The sequence below is a fragment of the Streptomyces alfalfae genome, from assembly GCF_004127445.1.
In the GTDB taxonomy this organism is placed as follows: Bacteria; Actinomycetota; Actinomycetes; order Streptomycetales; family Streptomycetaceae; genus Streptomyces; species Streptomyces alfalfae.
Genome location: NZ_QEXM01000043.1, coordinates 562,017 through 581,591 on the forward strand (window position 1 = coordinate 562,017; position 19,575 = coordinate 581,591).

Consider the following 19,575-nt stretch of genomic DNA (forward strand, 5'->3'; position numbering starts at 1 on the left):
TTGTACACCCCGAGTCCGATGCCCTCGGTGACGTCCGTGGCTACGATCACCGCATGTCCGCATCCCCGCCGGTCCCCCTGGTCAGGTCCGCCGCACCCGGCGCGTGGGCCGCCGCGTCCTGGTGTCTGGGCATGGCGGTCGCCGCGCGGGCCCATCTCGGCCTGCCGCTGATGCCGACGAGCGCGTTTCCCGGGCCCACTCCCTGGGACTGGCTGGTCATCGCCGCCGCCCTCGGCGGGGCGCTCTGCGCGGGCCGCCTGCTGCGCGGCAGGCCGCTCACGGCCCTCACGCTGCTGATCGCCTGCTCGTACGCGGCGACGCCGGCGGTCGGCGAAGTCGCCATCACCTTCCTTCAGTACGCGGCCGTGGACATCGCCCTGGGCTTCGTGGTGGCCACGCGGGGCGCGCGGGCGCGTGCCGCCGCCTGCGTCCTCGCGCTCTGCGCCCTGCCCGGCTTCGCGGTCCTGCGGCAGATTCTCGGGCTGCCCTTCCGGCTCCCCCACTCCACCGAGAGCAGCTGGTCGGGCTGGCAGGCGTACTGCCTGCTCGCCGCCGTGGCCTGGCTGATCGGCGACTCCGTGCGGCGCACCCGCGTCTACACCGAGCGGCTCGGCGCCCAGGCCACGGCGCAGGCCGTCACCGCCGAACGGCTGCGCATCGCCCGCGAGATGCACGACACGGTCGCGCACAGCATCGGCATCATCGCGCTCCAGGCGGGCGCTGCGGCCCGGGTCGCGCAGACCCAGCCGGCCAGGGCCCGTGAGGCGATGGTCGCGGTGGAGACGGCGGGGCGGGAGACCCTGGCGGGGCTGCGGCGGCTCCTCGGGGCGCTGCGGGAGAGCGACGCGGACGGCACGGCGCCGGGCGGCTCGGGTGACGGCCCCGGCGCCGGGCGCGAGACGGTGCCGCTCGGACCCGCCGCCGGGCTCGCGGACGTCGACCGGCTCGCCGCGACGACGACGGCCGCCGGGGTCCGCGTGGACGTGCGATGGCGGGGCGAGCGCCGGGCCCTGCCCCCGGACATCGACCTGTCGGCGTTCCGCATCGTCCAGGAGGCCGTCACCAATGTGGTGCGGCACGCGGACACCGGCTCCTGCGCCGTGACGGTGGAGTACCGGGACGAGGAGGTCGTCATCGGCGTCGAGGACGAAGGACGCGGCTCGGCCGCACCGCCGCGCGGCGCGGGGTACGGCCTGGTCGGCATGCGCGAGCGCGTGGCCCTGCTGCACGGCGAACTGCGGGCCGCGCCGCGCCCCGAGGGCGGCTTCCGCGTGACGGCCCGGCTGCCGCTGCCGGCCCCGGCGGGTGCGCGATGACCGTCCGCGTCCTGCTCGTCGACGACCAGCCGCTGGTCCGCGCGGCCCTGGCCATGGTCATCACCGACGCCCCCGACATCGAGGTCGTGGGCGAGGCGTCCTCGGGCGAGGAGGCCGTCCGCCGCTGCGCGGAGCTGCTGCCCGACGTCGTCGTGATGGACATCCGCATGCCCGGCATGGACGGCGTCGAGGCCACCCGGCGCATCACGTCCGGCCCGTCGCCCGCGCACGTCGTCGTCCTGACCACGTTCGACGACGACGACTACGTCTACGGGGCGCTGCGCGCGGGCGCCGCCGGGTTCCTCGTCAAGGACATGGCCCTCGACGACATCCTCGCGGCGCTCCGCGTCGTCGCCTCGGGGGACGGTCTGATCGCCCCGAGCGTCACGCGCAGGCTCATCAAGGAGTTCGCGGGCCGTCCCGGGGCCGGGCCGCCGCGCGCGGTGACGGTGAAGGGCATCACCGACCGCGAGCGCGAGGTGCTGACCCTGGTGGGGCGCGGTCTGTCCAACACGGAGATAGCCGAGGAGCTCTGCCTCAGCGTCGCCACCGCGAAGACGTATCTGACCCGCCTCCTGGCGAAGCTGAACGCCAGGGACCGCGTCCAGCTCGTGATCCTCGCCTATGAGTCGGGGCTGGTGTCCGCGGAGCGGTGAGGTCGCCGGACCACGGGGCCGCCGGGCGTCCCTGGGCTCCTCCGCTGCCCGGCGTCCCTGGGCTCCTCCGCTGCCCGGGGGGCCCGGCCCGTACAGGTGAGTTCGCGTCGTGTTCACGCGCGACTCATTGACGCGCCTCTGACACCTCCTTAGCTTCATGGCGCATCTGTCATCACCGGGCGCCTGCCACCCCGGCAGGGGCCACCCGAACCGGGAGGGGTCCGTCGTGCGCCGACGCATCTGGAGAGCGGCCGTCGTGGCCGCCCTCCTCACCGGCATCGCCCCCGTGGCCGCCGCCGAGGCCGCGGCCCCGCACAGACCCCGGCCGCTCCCCCTGGAGCGGCTCTTCGACAACCGAGCGGTCAGCGACGACGCCCGTCCCGGCGCAGCGGACTTCGACGGGGCGGGCGCCTCGCTGTCCGCGCGGGCCCTGGCCACCGCCGGCTGGACGCCGGGGCGCTCACTGGGCGTCGACGGGGCGGAGCTGACCCTCCCGCGCAGTAGTCCCGGCGAGCGGGACAACGTGGTCGCCGACGGCCAGACGGTGCGGGTGCGCGGTCGCGGGGACGCCCTGGCCTTCCTCGTCGCGGGGACCGGCGGCGAGGCCGGCGGCACCGGCACGGTCCGCTACCGGGACGGCTCGCGCGGCAGCTACCGGCTCACCGCGCCGGACTGGCGCACGGGCCCGCTCGCCACGAAGGCCGTGGCCCTGCCGCACATCAACACGCCCGGCGGACAGCTCGCCGAGCAGGCCAGGCTGTACGTGGTGACCGTGCCGCTGGCCCGGGGGCGTGAGGTCGCCTCGGTGGTCCTGCCGCGGGACAGGGGCGCCACGGACCTGCATGTCTTCGCCCTGTCGGTGCGGTCGCCCGCCAAGGGGTGGACGGGCAGCTGGGCCGCTTCGACCTCCGGGTACACCGCGGTCGGGGACCTTGGCGACCGGACCGTGCGGCTCGTCGTGCACACCAGCGCGGGCGGGCCGCGGGTGCGCGTCCGCCTCGACAACACCTTCGCGGCGGCCCCGGTCAGGATCGGCGCCGCCACCGTGGCGGTGCAGGAGGCCGGGGCCGGGGCCGAGGGCGAGCCGCGGCGGCTGACGTTCCGGGGCGGACGGACGGGCGCCGAGATCCCGGCGGGCGCCCAGGCGTACAGCGACCCGCTCGACTTCGACGTCCCCGCCGACAGCAATCTGCTGGTCAGCTTCCATCTGCCGGGCCGGGTGACGACGGCGCCCGTGCACAGCCAGGCCATCCAGCGCTCGTACGTCAGCTCCCCCGGCGACCACGCCGCGGACGGGTCCCCGGCGGCGTACTCCTCGACGATCACGACGTGGCCGCTGCTGACCGGCGTCGACGTGAGCGGCGGGCCGGGCTCGGTGGTGCTGCTCGGCGACTCCATCACGGACGGCGTCCGCTCGACCCAGAGCGCCAACCGCCGCTGGCCCAACGTCCTGGCGACCCGCCTCCTGAACCAGTCCGACGTGCCGCGCTACGGCGTCCTCAACCACGGCATCTCCGCCAACCGCGTCGTCGCCGACCGCTATCCCGGCGACGGCGTCTCCACCGACACCGGTGGGGTGAGCGCGCTGCACCGCCTGGACCGCGACGTCTTCGCGCAGACCTCGGCGCGCACGGTCGTCGTCTTCGAGGGCGTCAACGACGTGCGCTGGGGTGCCTCGGCGGATGAGGTGATCGCGGGTTTGCGGAAGATCGCCGACCGCGCCCGCGCCCGTGACCTGCGCGTCGTGGCCGCCACGATCGCGCCGTGCGAGGGCGAGTCGCTGTGCACGGCGGCGGCCGACACCCAGCGGGAGGAGGTCAACACCTACATCCGCGAGGGCGGGGACTTCGACGCCGTGCTCGACTTCGACGCGGTGCTCCGCGACCCCGCCCGCCCCGCGCGCATACTGCCCGCCTACGACAGCGGCGACCATCTGCACCCCGGGGACGCGGGGCTCGCGGCACTCGCGAACTCCGTCGACCTGCGGAAACTGGAGCCCTGAGAGCCCCTGGGGGCCTCGGGGGCTCCCCCCGGGTGACCCTCAGACGTCCAGGTCCACCACGACGGGCGCGTGGTCGGACGCGCCCTTGCCCTTGCGCTCCTCGCGGTCCACATAGGAGTCGGTGACGGCCTCGGCGAAGGGTTCGTTGCCGTAGACCAGGTCGATGCGCATGCCCCGGTTCTTCGGGAAGCCGAGCTGGCGGTAGTCCCAGTACGTGAACGGGTGGTCGTACTTCAAGGGGCGCGGCACGATGTCCGTCAGGCCCGCCCCGCGCAGGTCGGCGAGGGCGGCGCGCTCGGCGGGCGTGACGTGCGTGGAGTCCACGAAGAGCGCGGGGTCCCACACGTCGTCGTCGGTCGGCGCGACGTTGTAGTCGCCGAGGACGGCGAAGGGGCGGGAGCCCCCCGCGTCCCCGGCGACGGCGGCCTTCAGGGCCTCGAACCACTGGAGTTTGTAGGCATAGTGCGCGTGGCCGACCTCCCGGCCGTTCGGCACATACACCGACCAGAGGCGGACCGGGCCGCAGGTCGCGGAGATCGCGCGGGGCTCCTGGACCCCGTCGTACCCGGGGTCGCCGGGCAGGCCCTTGACGACGTCCTCCAGACCCACCCGGGAGACCAGCGCCACGCCGTTCCACCGGCCCGTCGCGTGCACCGCCGATTCGTAGCCCAGCTCGCGCAGCTCGTCGGCGGGGAACTGCTCGGCCGTCGTCTTGGTCTCCTGTATGCACACGACATCCGTGCCGGTGGCCTCCAGCCAGGCGAGCAGCCTCGGCAGTCGAGCGGTGATCGAGTTCACGTTCCAGGTCGCGATGCGCATGTCCCACAACCTACCCGGCGCCACTGACAGCCGACGTCCCGCGGTCCGTCGCGGCCGGTCAGAGCGCGGTGCTCTCCCCCGGCGTCAGGCGGAGGTGCTCGGTGCCGCCGAGCGCCCCGATCTGGTTGTCGTAGACCGGCCGCGCGAGGTCGGTGAGGAGCGCGTCGTGGATGTCGTAGGCGCGCTGCGGCTTCACCTCCCGCACGTACTCGATGACCTCGGAGATCTTGTTCCAGGGCGCCATGACCGGCAGCATCAGCGTCTCCACCGGCTGGTCGGGGACGGTCAGGGCGTCGCCGGGGTGGAAGACCGAGCCGTCGACGAGGTAGCCGACGTTGGTGATGCGCGGGATGTCCGGGTGGATCACGGCGTGCAGCTCGCCGTGGACCTGGACGTCGAACCCGGCGGCCGTGAACGTGTCGCCGTTCCCGACGGTGTGGACGCGGCCGGGGAAGGCGGCCGAGATCTGGTCCGCGACCGATTGCAGGGTCCAGATCTCGGCGGCGGGGTTCGCCTCCAGGCCGGCCCGGAGCCGGCCCTCGTCGAAGTGGTCGGGGTGCTCGTGGGTGACCAGGACGGCGTCGGCGCCGAGCGCGGCGTCCTCCTCGCTGAAGCCGCCCGGGTCGATGACCAGCGTGCGTCCGGCCTTTTCGAGACGCACGCACGCGTGGGACTTCTTCGTGAGGGTGATACGCCGCCCGTCCGCGGGCGAGCGGTCCTGGTCCGAGGGGATGGTGATGCCAGTCATCCCTCCATCCTGCTACTCCTGCGGCGTGGTTTCCTCGCGGATCACGGCCTGGGCGACCTTGAACGCGGAGTTCGCCGCGGGGACGCCGCAGTAGACGGCGGCCTGGAGCAGGACTTCCTTGATCTCGGCCGGGGTGAGGCCGTTGCGCAGGGCGGCCCGGGTGTGGAAGGCCAGCTCCTCCAGGTGGCCGCCCGCGACGAGCGCGGTGAGGGTGACGCAGCTGCGGGAGCGGCGGTCGAGGCCGGGGCGGTTCCAGACCTCGCCCCAGGCGTAGCGGGTGATCAGCTCCTGGAAGTCGGCGGAGAAGTCGTCGGCGGCGGCCAGGACGCCGTCCACATGGGCGTCGCCGAGCACCTCGCGGCGGACCTTGATGCCCGCGTCGTACGGGTCGGGCCTGACCGCGCCGGGCACGGCCTCGGGCTGCTCCGCGGGGGCGATCGCGGCCATGGGGGCGGCGGCCGGCGGGGCGATGACGGGCTTGACGGGCGGCGTGATGATCGCCGTCTGGGTGTCCTGCCAGGCGCTGGAGAAGTGGCGCACGAGGAGGTCGGTGACGGCGGCGGGCTGCTCGACGGGGGCCAGGTGCGAGGCGCCCGGGACGACGGCGAGCCGGGCGTCGGGGATGCCCGCGACGAGCGTGCGCGCCTCGCCCTGCCCGGTCACCTGGTCCTCCGAGCCCACGAGGACGAGGGTCGGCACGCCGATCCTGCCGAGTTCGGCCCGGACGTCGAAGGCGGCGAGGGCCTCGCAGGCGGCTATGTAGCACCCCGGGTCGGTGGTGCGCACCATCTGCACGGCCCAGTCGGTGATCGCGGGCTGCGCGGCGGCGAAGCCGGGCGTGAACCAGCGCTCGGGGGCGGAGCGGGCGATCGGGTCGAGGCCGTTGCTCCGCACGATCACCCCGCGCTGGCGGAACTCGTCGGCGGTGCCGAACCGCGGCGACGCGGCGATCAGCGCGAGCGAGGCGACGCGCTCCGGATGCCGCAGCGCGAGCTCGGCGCCGATGGCCCCGCCGAAGGCGCACCCCGCGTACCCGAACCGCCGCACGCCCAGCTCGTCCAGCGTGGCGAGCAGCCGCTCGGCCAGCTCTCCGACGGAGGGGCAGGGGTGCGCGGGCGCCCCGCCGTGCCCCGGCATGTCGAAGCGGAGCACCCGCCACTGCCGGGTCAGCTCGGGCACCTGGCGGTCCCACATGTGCCAGGTCGTGCCCAACGAGGCACCCAGGATCAGGACAGGAGCGTCTTCTGGCCCGTCGAAGCGGTACTGCAGGGTGTTGGCCGGTGTCTCACTCACGTCCCGCATACTCTCTTTTCTCACGCTCTCTCACGACCGACCGCACGGTTTCGCTCCGCGGCTCCGTCGCGTCAGCAGGTTCGGTACCCCCCGGTTCCCTCCGGATCAATGTACGTGTTGGCCCCGGCGCGCCGCTGACCCTGTCCGCGGTGCGCTCGCCGGCCTCCGGGGCATCGAGCGCCCCTGCGTCCCCTCCGGCCCGTCAGGCGGTGGCCCCGTGGTCCACCAGGTCGGAGCGGCCGAGCTTGTCGACGGCCTGGTAGTACGTCCAGGCCGTCCCGTCGCACGTGGCCTTCTTGGCGCCGCTGTACTGGGCGCAGACTCTCTTCAGGTCGGCGTAGAAGGCGCTGTCCACGCGCGCCTTGTTGGCGTTGAAGGCGCCGGCCTCCTTGTAGTTGCGGTAGCCGAAGTCGTGGCGGGCGCAGGCCGTCTTGAACGGGAAGCCGAGGGGGTTGTCGGGCGAGGAGGAGCAGTAGTCGGTGGACCAGTTGAACCGGTACGCGCTCCAGGCGCCCTGGTTGTTGCGGGCCGACACCCAGGCGTTGTAGCTGCCCACGTCGGTCTGGGTCCAACGGCTCAGCACCTGCGCCTTGTCGGCGGGCACGGCGGACGCCGGGGCGGCGGCGACGCCGAGCCCCAGGGTGAGGGAGGCGGCGCTCACGGCGAAAGCGGCGAGTCGACGGCGCATGGGGTTCCTCCTGTGGGAGTGACACTCACGTCTCAACACGCTGTGTCATGCCCACAGTTGGCACTTCAACAAACGAGGCGTTCGGCTGAACTCCGCGTGACCGGCGGGAGTTCACGCCCCCGGCGCACCATGCCGCGAGGCCGTCAGGGTGTCGTCGACGACACCACGTAGACCATCGGGTGGCCCGGGTCCGCGCGGTCCACCACCACGTCCTGGGTCGGCTTCGGGTTCTTCTGTTCGTGCGTCAGGCCCGACCAGGGGCCCTTGCCCGTGAACTCCCAGCCGACGACCCCGCGGTCGCGCTTGCTGATGGTGATGTCCTTCGGCTTGAGGTCGCCGCCGGTCGCGCCGATGCGCTTGAGGAACTTGTCCAGGCCCTTGTTGCTGGTGAGGAACTGGACATAGAGGCGGCTGGTGCGCCAGTTGTTCGTCTCGTAGTACGCCACCTCCTTGGAGTACGGAGGGATCGGCACCTCGTAGAGGCGGCGCTGCACCTTGGAAGGCCAGCCCTCGGTGAGGCCCGTGGCGGAGTACTTGTTCTCCTTGTCGCGCCCGCTGTTGCGGCTCTGGTTCGCGGAGATCACCAGGTACCCCGCGGGGATGCCGATCAGGAGCACGATGATCGTGGCCGTCAGCCAGCGGCGGCGGAGCATGTGGCGGCGGTCCTCGGGCTTGCCCTTGCCCCGCTCCGGCGGTTCGGGGGCGCCGGGCTGGTCCGGGGACGAGGGCTGTCGGGGCACGGTCATCTACACGGTTCCCTGGGAGGTGCGGTCGTCGGAGCGGCGGGCCTCGGCGTAGCGCTCGTACCGTTCGTAGCGCTCGACGCGGCGGCGGTTGGCGCGGCGGAAGCGGCGGGCGACGAGGCGGGCCAGGTCGGCGGCGCCGACCATGCCGGCCTCGGGGCCGAGCTGGGCGCGGGCGATACGGGCCTCGGGGCGGTAGCCGCGGCCGGTGAGGTGGCGGCGGAAGGCGTCGCGGGCGGGGCCGATCAGGAGGTCGTCGGCGGCGCTCACACCGCCGCCGATCACGAAGCAGGACGGGTCGAGGGCCGCGGCGAGGTTGGCGATGCCGACGCCCAGCCACTGGCCGATGTCCTGGAGCAGCTCCACGCACATCGCGTCGCCCTCGCGGGCCAGCTCGGTGATGAGCGGTCCCGTGATGTCGGGGACGTTGCCCTTGACGCGCTCGATGATCTCGTACGCCACCGGGGAGTCGGCGGCGGCCAGCTCGCGGGCCTCGCGGACCAGCGCGTTGCCCGAGCTGTACTGCTCCCAGCAGCCGCGGTTGCCGCACGGGCAGCGGTGGCCGCCGGGGACGACCTGCATGTGCCCGAACTCGCCTGCCACGCCGAACTTGCCGCGCTTGACCTGGCCGTCCTCCAGGATCGCGCCGCCGATGCCGGTGCCGAGGGTGATCATGACCAGGTGGTCCTCGCCGCGGCCCGCGCCGAAGCGCCACTCCGCCCAGGCGGCGGTGTTGGCGTCGTTGTCCACCATCACGGGGACCGCGAGGCGGCCGGAGATGCGGTCGCGGAGCGGTTCGTTGCGCCAGGACAGGTGGGGGGCGAACAGGACGCGGTTGCGGTCCGCGTCCACCCAGCCCGCCGCGCCGATGCCGACCGCGTGCACGTCGTGGCGGTCGGAGAGGTCGAGGACCAGCTCGATGATGGTGTCCTCGACGACGCGGGGGCTCTTGGACTTGTCCGGGGTCTCCGTGCGGAGGGTCTCCAGGATGTTGCCGTCGGGGTCGACGACGCCCGCCATCACCTTGGTGCCGCCGATGTCGATGCCGACGGTGTTGACGCGGGGCGCCGTCAGATGGGAACGGCGTTCACGCGTGCCTACGGTCCGCAGGACGGTGGCTCGTGCGGAGCCGCGGTGCGCTAGGTCGCGGTAGGTGCTCATTGCGGCGATTCTGCCTCACGCTGCCGCTGTGCCGCACCGCGAGGTCCCGGTGGGCCGGGGGCCTCCCTCGCCTCGCCCCCGCGGATGTCCCTTGGCCAGGGCCTCTCCCGCCGACGGCTCCTTCGGGGCTCCTTCCCGGCGGCCGGGCACGCAAGGCCCCCCACAGGGGCGCGGGGAACTGCGCGGCCCGCCACGAACAAGCCGCAGACGCATCTGCGCAATCATCGGCAGACGCACCCGCAGGCCTTCTCCGGCTGAGCGCGCAGTTCCCCGCGCCCCTGACGGGGCACGCCGGGCACGCCGGGCACGCCGGGCGCCCAAAGCCCCCAAGGGGCGCGGGGAACTGCGCGGCCCGCCACCCACAAGCCGCAGACGCATCCGCACGATCACCGGCAAACGCGTCTGCCGGCCCTCCCTGACTGAGCGCGCAGTTCCCCGCGCCCCTGACGGGGCGCACCAGGCGCCCCGCGCGGCAAGTGCGCCGCACGGCTACGGGGTGCGGGATTCCAGTTCGTGGCGCAAGTCGTCCAGTTCCGAGCCGCCCGCCATCTGGCGGGTCAGCTCGTCGAGGGTGACCTCGTCGCGCGCGTAGCTGCCGGACATCGCGCCCCGCTTCAGGAGGACGAAACGGTTGCCGACCAGGTACGCGTGGTGCGGGTTGTGCGTGATGAGGACCACGCCGAGGCCCGCGTCCCGCGCAGCGGCCACGTACTTCAGGACCACGCCCGACTGCTTCACGCCGAGCGCCGCGGTCGGCTCGTCGAGGACGAGGACCTTCGCGCCGAAGTAGACCGCGCGGGCGATCGCCACGCACTGGCGCTCGCCGCCCGACAGCGTGCCGATCGGCTGGTCCACGTCCCGCAGGTCGATGCCCATGCGCAGCAGCTCCGCGCGGGTCGTCTCGCGCATGAGGTCCACGTCCATGCGCTTGAAGGGCCCGGACCCCTTCGTCGGCTCGGAGCCGAGGAAGAAGTTCCGCCAGACGGGCATCAGCGGGACCACGGCGAGGTCCTGGTAGACCGTGGCGATGCCCAGGTCCAGCGCCTCGCGCGGGGAGCCGAGCCGGGTCTCCTCGCCGTCGATCCGCAGGGAGCCGGCATCGTGCTGGTGCAGCCCCGCGATGATCTTGATGAGGGTGGACTTGCCCGCGCCGTTGTCGCCGAGCACGCAGGAGATCTCCCCCGCGTGGACCTCCAGGGACACGCCTTCGAGGGCGCGGATGTTGCCGTAGTACTTGCTGACGTCGTCCAGCTCGACGAGCGGCGTGCGTCCCGGCTCGGCTGCCGCTTCCGTCGCCTCGGTCACGTCGGTCATTTCGTCGCCTCCGCGCGCTTGCGGACCCAGTGGTTGAGCAGGGTGGCCAGGAGCAGCATCACGCCGAGGAAGAACTTGAACCAGTCGGAGTTCCACTCGGCGAACACGATGCCCTTGCTGACCATGCCGAAGATGAGCGCGCCCACGGCCGCGCCGACCGCGGAGCCGTAGCCGCCGGTGATCAGGCAGCCGCCGATGACCGCCGCGACGATGTAGATCAGCTCGTTGCCGACGCCCTCGCCGGACTGGACGGTGTCGTACGACAGGAGCAGGTGCTGTCCGGAGATCCAGGCGCCGAAGGCGACGCCCATGTACAGGCCGATCTTGGTCGCGGCCACCGGGACGCCGACCGCGCGGGCCGCGTCCTCGCCGCCGCCGACCGCGAAGATCCAGTTGCCGACGCGGGTGCGCAGCAGGATCCAGGTGGCGAGGGCGATCAGGGCGAGCCACCACACGATGGTGATCTTGTAGTCGACGCCGCCGACGGAGATCGTCGAGGCGAAGACGGCCTCGGCGGAGTCGAAGCCCTCCATGTCGGAGATCGACTTGGTGGAGACCGTGCCGCTGATCAGCTTGGTGAAGCCGAGGTTCATGCCGGTCAGCATCAGGAACGTGCCGAGCGTGATGATGAAGCTCGGCGGGTCCGTGCGGGTCAGCATCACGCCGTTGAAGACGCCGATGGCGAGGGTGACCAGGAGCGAGACGCCGACGCCCACCCAGACGTTCGCCGTCATCTGGTAGCTGAACATCGACGAGACGAGCGCCGAGGTCGTCACCAGGACGCCGGCCGACAGGTCGAACTCACCGCCGATCATGAGCAGCGCCACCGGCACCGCCATGATGCCGAGCGTGGAGGCCGCGTACAGGACCGTGGCGAGGCTGGTGGCCTGGAGGAAGCTGTCCGCGATGATCGAGAAGAAGATGAAGACGGCGACGGCGCCGACGACCGAGCCCAGCTCGGGGCGGCCCAGCAGCTTCTTCAGCGGGGAGGTCTTGATGAGGCGCTCGTCGCTCTGGCCCTCCGGAGCCGGCGCCGGGGCTGTGGCGGTCATCGGGTCCCTCGCTTCGCGTAGTCCTCGAGCTCGCCGGCCTGCTCCTTGGTGACGATCTGCGGACCGGTCAGGACGGGCTTGCCGCCGCCCAGCACGTCGGCGTTGTACTTGTACAGCCAGAGCAGGTCCACGGCCTCGTAGCCCTGGAGGAAGGGCTGCTGGTCGACGGCGAAGCCGAGGTCGCCGTTCTTGAGGCCGGCGGCGACCTTCTCGTTCAGGTCGAAGGTGGCGACCTCCGTCTTGGTCCCCGCGCCCTCCACCGCCTCGACGGCGGCGTTCGCGAAGGGCGCGCCGAGCGTGACGACCGCGTCGATCGACTTGTCGGTCTGGAGGCGGGCCTCGATGGAGGACTGCACGTCGGGCATGTTGGTGCCGGTCACGTACAGGTTCTGCATCTTGCCGTCGAAGGTCTTCTTCGCGCCGTCGCAGCGCTGCTCGTGGCCGACGTTGCCCTGCTCGTGCAGGATGCACAGCGCCTTCTTCTTGCCCCGCTTGTTCAGCTCGTCGCCGACGGCCTCGCCCGCGATCGTCTCGTCCTGGCCGATGTGCGTGAGCGCCCCGAACTTCTTGGACTCGGCGGAGCCGGAGTTCACGGTGACCACGGGAATGCCGGCCTTCTCCGCGCGGGCCAGGGCGCCCTTCATCGCGTCCGGCTTGGCCAGTGTGACGATGATCGCGTCGACCTTCTTGTCGATGTAGGAGTCCACGAGCTGGGCCTGCTGCTGCGCCTCGTCGTCGTGGGCGTACAAGAAGTTGATGTTGTCCTTGCGGGCCGCCTCCTCGGCGCCCTCCTGGACGATGTCCCAGAACGTGTCGCCGTCACCCGAGTGCGTCACCATGCCGAAGGTCCAGCGCGGGGTGGACACCGCCGCCTTCCCCCGGTCCTTCGACGCCTTGCGGGCGTCCTCGGCCCGCTTGCCGCCCGTGCTGCTGCATCCCACGAGGGACACTCCGAGCACCGCCACCAGCACGGCGCCCACCGCGCGTACCCCTGTCCGAACCCTTGCCACGACGCCGTGCCCTTCTTGTTCTGCTCCTCGGTGCGGCCGGTCCTGATCCTCGGCCCCGGCCGCCCAAGTATCGACCACGCGGTTCACGTGTGTGTTCATCGGGTACCGCGGGCCGTGTACTTCTCCAGCTTCGGCACGTCCTTCCCGGTGACGATCGCGGGCCCCGTCAGGACCGGCTGCCCGCCGCCCAGGACGTTGGCGTTGGTCTCGTACAGCCACAGCTCGTCGACGGCGAGGTAGCCCTGGAGGTAGGGCTGCTGGTCGACGGCGAAGCCGACCTCCTTGGCCTTGAGCCGCTTGACGACCTCGGCGTTCAGGTCGAAGGTGTCGACCTCCGCCTCGCTCCCCGCGTCCTCCTTGGCCTTCACCGCGAGGGCGGCGATCGGCGCGCCGAGCGTGACGACGGCGTCGATGTCCTTGGCGGCCTGGAGCTTCGCGCTGATGGAGGACTGGGCGCCGGGCGCGTTGACGCCCTCGACGTTCAGGTTCTCGACCGGACCGCCGAAGGTCTTCTTCACCCCCGCGCAGCGCTGTTCGAGCGAGACGTTGCCCTGTTCGTGGATGACGCAGAGCGCTTTCTTCTTCCCGCGCCTGTCGAGTTCGTCGCCGACGGCCTCGCCGGCCACGGACTCGTCCTGGCCGATGTGGCTCAGGGCGCCGAAATCCACGGAGAACTCGGCTCCGGAGTTGATCGTGACCACCGGTATCCCCGCGGTCTCGGCCTTGCCGAGGACGGTCTTCATCGCCTCGGGCTTGGCCAGGGTGACGATGAGCCCGTCGACCTTCTTGTCCACGAACGACTGCACCAGCTCGGCCTGCCCCTTGGCCTCCTTGTCGTTGGCGTACAGGAAGTCGACGTCGTCCTTGCGGGCGGCCTGCTTGGCGCCGCTGCGGACGATGTCCCAGAAGGTGTCGCCCTCGCCGGAGTGCGTGACCATCGCGATCTTGAGGCGGGGCGTGCCCACGCCCTTGCCGCCGCCCCCGCCGTCCCCCGGGCCGTCCTCGTCGTCCTTGCCGCCGGAGCCGCTGCACCCCGCGAGCGCGATCACCGCGACGAGGGCCGCGGCCGTACGGGCTGTACGCATGGGACCACCTCTTCTCCCGGCCGCCCGAATGCGGCTGGGGGAGTTCTAGCGGCGGGCGCGCGGCAGCGTCAATGGCTTTGTCAGAACATTCGGACGACCGTGAGCGACTTGGGACCTGCGGCCGTACGCGCCGCGCCCGCCGCCGCGCACCCGGCGCCTACGGCCGTACGAGGAGCTGGAACTCGAAGGAGTAGCGCGAGGCCCGGTAGACGTGCGCCCCGAACTCGACCGCACGCCCCGTGTCGTCGAAGGTCGTGCGCCGCATCGTGAGCAGCGGCGCCCCCTCGGGCTCGGCGAGGCGCTCCGCCTCGTCCGCGGCGGTGGCACGGGCGCCGACGGACTGGCGCGCGCTGTGCAGGGTGAGCCCCGCGGCGCGCATCAGGCGGTAGAGCCCGGTGGCCTCCAGGCGGGCGGTGTCGAGGTCGAGGAGCCCGGCGGGGATGTGGTTGGTCAGGAAGGCCATGGGCTCGCCGTGGGCCAGGCGCAGCCGCTCGACGTGGTGCACCTCCTGCCCCTCGGCGACCCCGAGCGCGGCGGCGACCTCGGCGGACGCGGGCCCGAGGGTGTTGCGCAGGACACGGGTCTCGGGGCGCTGGCCGGCGGCCTCCAGGTCGTCGTAGAGGCTGCTGAGTTCCAGGGGCCGCTTGACCTGGCTGTGCACGACCTGCGTGCCGACACCCCTGCGCCGCACGAGCAGCCCCTTGTCGACGAGGGACTGGATGGCCTGGCGGACGGTGGGCCGGGAGAGCCCGAGGCGTCCGGCCAGGTCGATCTCGTTGCCCAGGAGGCTGCCCGGGGTCAGGGCGCCCCGCTCGATCGCCGCCTCCAGCTGCTGGGCGAGCTGGAAGTAGAGCGGGACCGGACTGCTGCGGTCGACGCCGAGCCCCAGGACCACGGCGGGGTCCTTGGGCTGCCGGTCCTGGCCGCCCTGCCCGTCCTGCTTGCCCTGCGCTGCGTTGGCGAGTGGTTTGGACACGGGGCGAGCGTAGCCCGAAGAGAAGATGACGGGAAGTTATGAGGTTCTGTTGTCCGGACAAATGATTGACACGGTGGGCGGGGCGCGGTGAGGCTGGGTCCATGCGCATCGGACTGATCGGAACAGGCCGTATCGGCACCTTCCACGCGGCGGCCCTGAGCCGTCACCCCGACGTGACGTCCCTGGTCGTCGCCGACGCCGACCCCGTGCGGGCGGCGGGACTCGCGGCGGAGACCGGGGCGGTGCCCGCGCCCTCGGTGGACGACGTCCTCAGCATCGGGGTGGACGCCGTGGTGATCACCGCGGCGACCGCCGCGCACGCCGGCCTCATCGGCGCCGCGGCCCGCGCCGGTCTCCCGGCGTTCTGCGAGAAGCCCATCGCGCTCGACCTGCCGGGCACGCTGGCCGCGCTCGCCGAGGTCGAGGCCGCGGGCACGGTGCTGCAGCTCGGCTTCCAGCGGCGCTTCGACGCGGGGTACGCGGCGGCGCGCGAGGCGGTGCGGGCGGGCAGGCTCGGCCGGCTGCACACCGTGCGGGCGATCACCTCGGACCCGGCGCCGCCCCCGCCCGCGTACCTGCCGCTGTCCGGCGGCCTCTACCGCGACTGCCTGGTGCACGACTTCGACGTCCTGCGGTGGGTGACGGGCCGTGAGGTCACGGAGGTGTACGCGAGCGGCTCGGACGCGGGTCCCGCGATGTTCCGCGAGGCCGGTGACGTCGACACGGCCGCGGCGCTGCTCACCCTCGACGACGGCACGCTCGCCACCGCGACGGCGACCCGCTGCAACGGCGCCGGTTACGACGTCCGCATGGAACTGGCGGGCGAGAGAGACCAGTTGGCCGTCGGCCTCGACGACCGCACGCCCCTGACGTCGGCGGAACCGACGGGTCCCGCCGCGCCGGACAAGCCCTGGCCCGGCTTCCTCGAACGCTTCGCCCCGGCGTACGAGGCGGAACTCGCCGCGTTCGTCGAGGTCGCACGGGGTGAGCGGGCCAACCCCTGCGACGGCCGCGAGGCGCTGCACGCGCTGCGGATCGCCGAGGCGTGCGAACGGTCGCGGCGGGAGCGGCGGCCGGTGCGGATGACGGAGATCCCCGGCGGCTGAGCACCCCTCCCCCGCCGGTCAGGCGGTGGAGAGCACCGTCCCCTGCGCGATGGCGCACAGCGTCTCGGCCCCGTCCCCGCCCGGCCCGCCCGCGCCGCTCACGGAGAACAGTTCGCAGCGCACCGTGGCCTGCCGCCGCCCCGTATGGGCGACGACCGCGCGGGCCACGAGCTTCGCGCCGGTCGCGGGGCGCACGTACTGGATGGAGAACCCGGAGGTCAGCACGGCGGGCCCGAGCGTGGTGCCCGCGGCGAAGGTGATGGAGTTGTCGGCCGCGTAGGCGAGGACGCCGCCGTGCAGGAAGCCGTTCTGCTGCTGGAGTTCCTCGCGGGCGCCGATCTCCAGGGTGGCCGCGCCCTCACCGAAGCGGGTGATGCGCGCCCGCACGAGACGGCTGAACGGCTGCGCCTCCAGGACCTTCTGGGCCCTGGCGAGATCGACGGGCTCGGGGTGCGGCTCCGGCTGGGTCTCAGTCATGCACGACTACTACCACTGCCGTTCCATCCGGTCAGGCGGAAACAGCAAGCTCGTCCGGCGCTCGAGACGGACTCGGCGGGGCCGGTGACGAACGGCGCCCGAGGCGAGAGCGTCGCCCCGCAGCGCGCACAGCGAGGCCGAGCCTCAGTGGTCCTGGTCCAGCAACCCCGCGTCATGCGCCAACAGCGCGATCTGCACGCGGTTGTTGAGGTCCAGCTTCGTCAGGATGCGGGACACGTGCGCCTTCACCGTGGCCACGCTCAGGAACAGCTCCGCCGCGATGTCCGCGTTGGAGCCGCCGCGGCCCACCGCGACGGCGACCTCCCGCTCCCGCTCGCCGAGGGCGTCGAGCCGGGCCAGCGCGCGCCGCCTGCGGTCGAGCTGCGGGCCGGCGCCCGTCACCCGGCCGATGAGCTGCCGCGTCACCGTCGGCGAGAGCACGGGCTCGCCCGCGGCGACGGCGCGGACCGCCGCGACGATCTCCGCCGGGGCGGTGTCCTTCAGGACGAACCCGGCCGCGCCCGCCCGCAGCGCCCGCAGGACCTGCTCGTCGGCGTGGAAGGTGGTGAGCACGATGACCTCGGGCGCGTCGGGGCGCTTGCGCAGCGCCTCCGTGGCGGCGAGCCCGTCCACCGTGGGCATGCGGATGTCCATCAGGACCACGTCCGGGCGGAGTTCGCCGACGCGCGACGCGACCTCGCTGCCGTCGCCCGCCTCGCCGACGATCTCGATGTCGTCCGCGCCGCCGAGCATGAAGGAGAGCCCGGCGCGCACCAGCGGGTCGTCGTCGACGAGCAGCAGCCTGATCGGTTTCATGGCGCCCACGGTAGCCAGGCCTCCAGGTGGAAGCCGCCCTCGGACCCGGGTCCGTGGACGAGCCTGCCGCCCGCGAGCGAGGCCCGTTCGGTGAGCCCGATCAGGCCCTGCCCGGAGCCCGGCACCTTCGGGACGTCGCCGGGCGGCGCCGGGTTGGCCACGGCCATGGTCAGGCCCTCGCCCGCCTGCCCGGAGACGGTGACGGTCACCTCGGCGCCGGGGGCGTGCTTGCGGGCGTTGGTCAGGGCCTCCTGCGCGATGCGGTACGCGGTGCGCCCGAGGGCGGCGGGCACGGCCTCCGGGTCGGTGACGCGGCTGTCCAGGGTGACCTTCATGCCCGCCTCGCGGCACTCGGCGACCAGGGCGCCGAGGGCGGCGAGCGTGGGCTGGGGCCTGCCGGACGCGTCCGTGTCACCGCCGCGCAGGACGCCGATGACCTGCCGCAGGTCCTGCAGCGCCTCGTGGGAGCTTTCCCGGATGACGCCCGCCGCGCGGACGATCTCCTCGCGCGGCGCGTCGGGGCGGAACTCCAGGGCGCCCGCGTGGACGCTGAGCAGGGTCAGGCGGTGGGCGAGCACGTCGTGCATCTCGCGGGCGATGGCCTCGCGGGCGAGGCGCTGGGCCTGTTCGGCCCGGAGGGCGGCCTCGTTCTCCGCGCGGACGGCGCGATCGCGCAGGCTGAGCAGCAGCTCGCGGCGGGAGCGCACGAACATGCCCCAGCCGATGACGCTCGCCATCAGCAGGGCGCTGAAGACGATGGCCGCGAGGTAGGGCAGCTCCGCGTCGGGGCGCAGCCAGAAGGCGAAGGGCACCGCCGCCAGCGAGGCGGCGCCGATCCAGGCCACGTAGCGGAAGGGCCGGTGCACGGCCAGGGTGAACAGGGCGATGGTCGCCGCGCCGCCCGCCGTGTCGGAGGCCACCGTGACCGGCACCATCGCGATGGCGAGGCCGACGGGCCAGCGCCTGCGCAGCCAGACCGCGGCGCAGGCGAGCGCCCCGATCACCTGGTCGAGCTCGGCGATCCCGGGCGACACGTGCGGGTTCTGCCCGACGGCGTCGGCGCCCACCATGCCGATGACGACGGCGATGAGGAAGCAGGTGAAGTCGACGACCCAGTCGCGCACGGTCCGCCGCGCCTTGCGTCCCGCCCGGTCGGGGTCGAACTCCCTGGCGAGCGCGGAGGGCAGCGTCCACGGGCTCCTGGCCAGGGGCTGGGGGTCGGCCACGGGCTCGGATCGCCGCGGGGGTTCGGTGCTGCTCATGGTGGGCAATCTACGCACCGCGAAGGGCCCGAAGCGTCACGAGCGCATGATCGGCTACCAAAGTCACCCCGGTCCGCGACTTTCGGACCGGCTCCCGAAGCGGACCCTCGCCCGCCGGTGGATGTGCGCGGGAAAGCGGCGGGGCGAGGATCACGGCATGAAACGGCTTCTTGAACTCCTGGGTGTCGTCCTGCTGCTCCAGGGCGTGGCCGGCCTGGCGCACGAGCTGACCGGCCGTCTCGACGGCTGGGGCGTGGTGGCGCGCCTGCGTTTCCTCGACGGCCACGAGATCTACGCGAGCGTCACGCTGACCGTCCTCGCCTGCGCGCTCTTCGCCCTCGCGGAGAGCCGCGGGCGGCGCTGACCGGGCCCCGGCCACCGGCGGCCGGGGCCCGGTCGGCCGGGGCTCAGCAGCCGTGGTCGACCAGGTCGAAGGACGCGTAGTGGTCGGCGGTGTAGTAGTCCTCCTGGCTCTTCTCACCGGTGACGATGCGGCGGGCCCCGCGGTCGTCGGAGCCCGGCGTGATGACCGTGTACTCGTGGTAGTAGCCGGAGCTCTGCCGCGGCAGCTCGCCCTCGCGGTTCTGGAAGACGGTGCCGTCCTGCGGGAACGGGTAGGGGCCGCCCGCCTCGATCAGGTCGAGGGTGTCGTGCGCCTCGAAGGGCAGCGCGGAGAGGCAGATGTCGCCGACCGCGGCGGCGGAGTACGGGGCCGAGTGGGCGGCCGGGGCGGTGGCGGCCGCGCTCGCGGTGGCCGTGACGGGGCCGCCGATGAGGAGGGCGGTGGCGAGGGCTGATGCGCCGAGGATTCGTGGGGGGATTCGCATGGGACCAGTGTGACGCGCGTAGAGGTTGGCGTGTCAACGTCAAGTCGGAGGAATTCTCCGGTAGTTCACCGATCTTCACCACTCTCCCCCGGCCCCGTCCGGCCCGCCGGGGCGGGGAGAGTGCCGGCCGCCGGTTCGGTGTCCGTTAACCGCCAGCCCCGGCCCGCCCGGACGTCTTTCATTGAACACACAAGCACTTCTCGCCGCAGAACGGCAGAAGTCAC

Annotated in this window: 20 protein-coding genes; 5 read left to right on the plus strand and 15 right to left on the minus strand. The window is 72.9% G+C overall.

Annotated elements, in window-relative coordinates; translation table 11 throughout:
- Positions 1–53: 53 nt before the first annotated feature.
- From DCW30_RS25530 to DCW30_RS25540, 3 genes are all read left to right on the plus strand, one after another.
- Complete coding sequence (locus tag DCW30_RS25530) at positions 54–1,316, plus strand: sensor histidine kinase (RefSeq protein WP_076683834.1); 1,263 nt, start codon at positions 54–56, stop codon at positions 1,314–1,316.
- Positions 1,313–1,972, plus strand: coding sequence for a response regulator transcription factor (locus tag DCW30_RS25535; protein ID WP_076683836.1), 660 nt, complete (start codon positions 1,313–1,315; stop codon positions 1,970–1,972). Before DCW30_RS25530 ends, DCW30_RS25535 begins: the two co-directional genes overlap by 4 nt.
- Before the next feature lie 226 nt (positions 1,973–2,198).
- A complete protein-coding gene (locus DCW30_RS25540) occupies positions 2,199–3,974 on the plus strand; it encodes an SGNH/GDSL hydrolase family protein (RefSeq protein WP_076683838.1) in 1,776 nt (591 codons plus the stop codon).
- A gap of 39 nt (positions 3,975–4,013) precedes the next feature.
- Here the strand turns inward: DCW30_RS25540 and DCW30_RS25545 are convergent, their stop codons facing one another.
- From DCW30_RS25545 to DCW30_RS25595, 11 genes are all read right to left on the minus strand, one after another.
- Complete coding sequence (locus tag DCW30_RS25545) at positions 4,014–4,793, minus strand: exodeoxyribonuclease III (protein ID WP_076683840.1); 780 nt, start codon at positions 4,791–4,793, stop codon at positions 4,014–4,016.
- Between the two features lie 58 nt (positions 4,794–4,851).
- Positions 4,852–5,484: an MBL fold metallo-hydrolase gene (locus DCW30_RS25550; RefSeq protein ID WP_076688721.1), complete on the minus strand. Its 633-nt coding sequence runs from the start codon at positions 5,482–5,484 to the stop codon at positions 4,852–4,854.
- A 69-nt stretch (positions 5,485–5,553) separates the two neighbouring features.
- Entirely contained in the window at positions 5,554–6,834 is a 1,281-nt protein-coding gene (gene pcaDC, locus DCW30_RS25555) for a bifunctional 3-oxoadipate enol-lactonase/4-carboxymuconolactone decarboxylase PcaDC (RefSeq protein ID WP_076688723.1), read from the minus strand.
- 202 nt (positions 6,835–7,036) lie between these two features.
- Positions 7,037–7,522 carry a phospholipase gene (locus DCW30_RS25560; protein ID WP_076683842.1) on the minus strand — a complete coding sequence of 162 codons (486 nt, stop codon included), beginning with the start codon at positions 7,520–7,522 and terminating at the stop codon, positions 7,037–7,039.
- A gap of 143 nt (positions 7,523–7,665) precedes the next feature.
- Entirely contained in the window at positions 7,666–8,268 is a 603-nt protein-coding gene (locus DCW30_RS25565) for a hypothetical protein (protein ID WP_062780600.1), read from the minus strand.
- Positions 8,269–9,426 (minus strand): ROK family glucokinase, encoded by a 1,158-nt coding sequence (locus DCW30_RS25570; RefSeq protein WP_062780601.1) that lies wholly within the window; start codon positions 9,424–9,426, stop codon positions 8,269–8,271. It abuts the gene before it with no gap.
- 489 nt (positions 9,427–9,915) lie between these two features.
- Positions 9,916–10,740, minus strand: a complete 825-nt coding sequence (locus DCW30_RS25575; RefSeq protein WP_062780602.1) for an ATP-binding cassette domain-containing protein — start codon at positions 10,738–10,740, stop codon at positions 9,916–9,918.
- A complete protein-coding gene (locus tag DCW30_RS25580) occupies positions 10,737–11,792 on the minus strand; it encodes an ABC transporter permease (RefSeq protein ID WP_062780603.1) in 1,056 nt (351 codons plus the stop codon). Before DCW30_RS25580 ends, DCW30_RS25575 begins: the two co-directional genes overlap by 4 nt.
- Complete coding sequence (locus DCW30_RS25585) at positions 11,789–12,802, minus strand: sugar ABC transporter substrate-binding protein (RefSeq protein WP_076683844.1); 1,014 nt, start codon at positions 12,800–12,802, stop codon at positions 11,789–11,791. Before DCW30_RS25585 ends, DCW30_RS25580 begins: the two co-directional genes overlap by 4 nt.
- Positions 12,803–12,897: 95 nt before the next feature.
- Positions 12,898–13,887, minus strand: coding sequence for a sugar ABC transporter substrate-binding protein (locus DCW30_RS25590; protein WP_076683846.1), 990 nt, complete (start codon positions 13,885–13,887; stop codon positions 12,898–12,900).
- A 157-nt stretch (positions 13,888–14,044) separates the two neighbouring features.
- Positions 14,045–14,782: a GntR family transcriptional regulator gene (locus DCW30_RS25595; RefSeq protein WP_076683847.1), complete on the minus strand. Its 738-nt coding sequence runs from the start codon at positions 14,780–14,782 to the stop codon at positions 14,045–14,047.
- Between the two features lie 182 nt (positions 14,783–14,964).
- Here DCW30_RS25595 and DCW30_RS25600 point away from each other — a divergent pair, with 182 nt between their 5' ends.
- Positions 14,965–15,969, plus strand: a complete 1,005-nt coding sequence (locus DCW30_RS25600; RefSeq protein ID WP_062780607.1) for a Gfo/Idh/MocA family protein — start codon at positions 14,965–14,967, stop codon at positions 15,967–15,969.
- Between the two features lie 18 nt (positions 15,970–15,987).
- On the opposite strand, the gene DCW30_RS25605 is transcribed toward DCW30_RS25600, so the two are convergent.
- The 3 genes from DCW30_RS25605 to DCW30_RS25615 all read right to left on the minus strand — a co-directional run bounded on the left by DCW30_RS25605 (position 15,988) and on the right by DCW30_RS25615 (position 18,524).
- A complete protein-coding gene (locus tag DCW30_RS25605) occupies positions 15,988–16,446 on the minus strand; it encodes a PaaI family thioesterase (protein ID WP_062780608.1) in 459 nt (152 codons plus the stop codon).
- 144 nt (positions 16,447–16,590) lie between these two features.
- Positions 16,591–17,262, minus strand: coding sequence for a response regulator transcription factor (locus DCW30_RS25610; RefSeq protein ID WP_076688725.1), 672 nt, complete (start codon positions 17,260–17,262; stop codon positions 16,591–16,593).
- The gene (locus tag DCW30_RS25615) at positions 17,259–18,524 is read right to left on the minus strand and encodes a sensor histidine kinase (protein ID WP_079249941.1); all 1,266 of its coding nucleotides are present in this window, start codon (positions 18,522–18,524) and stop codon (positions 17,259–17,261) included. Before DCW30_RS25615 ends, DCW30_RS25610 begins: the two co-directional genes overlap by 4 nt.
- Before the next feature lie 157 nt (positions 18,525–18,681).
- On the opposite strand from DCW30_RS25615, the gene DCW30_RS25620 reads away from it, so the two are divergent.
- Positions 18,682–18,888 carry a hypothetical protein gene (locus DCW30_RS25620; protein WP_062780610.1) on the plus strand — a complete coding sequence of 69 codons (207 nt, stop codon included), beginning with the start codon at positions 18,682–18,684 and terminating at the stop codon, positions 18,886–18,888.
- Between the two features lie 43 nt (positions 18,889–18,931).
- Here DCW30_RS25620 and DCW30_RS25625 read toward each other — a convergent pair whose 3' ends face one another.
- Positions 18,932–19,351, minus strand: coding sequence for a ribonuclease (locus tag DCW30_RS25625; protein ID WP_076683849.1), 420 nt, complete (start codon positions 19,349–19,351; stop codon positions 18,932–18,934).
- Positions 19,352–19,575 lie beyond the last annotated feature (224 nt).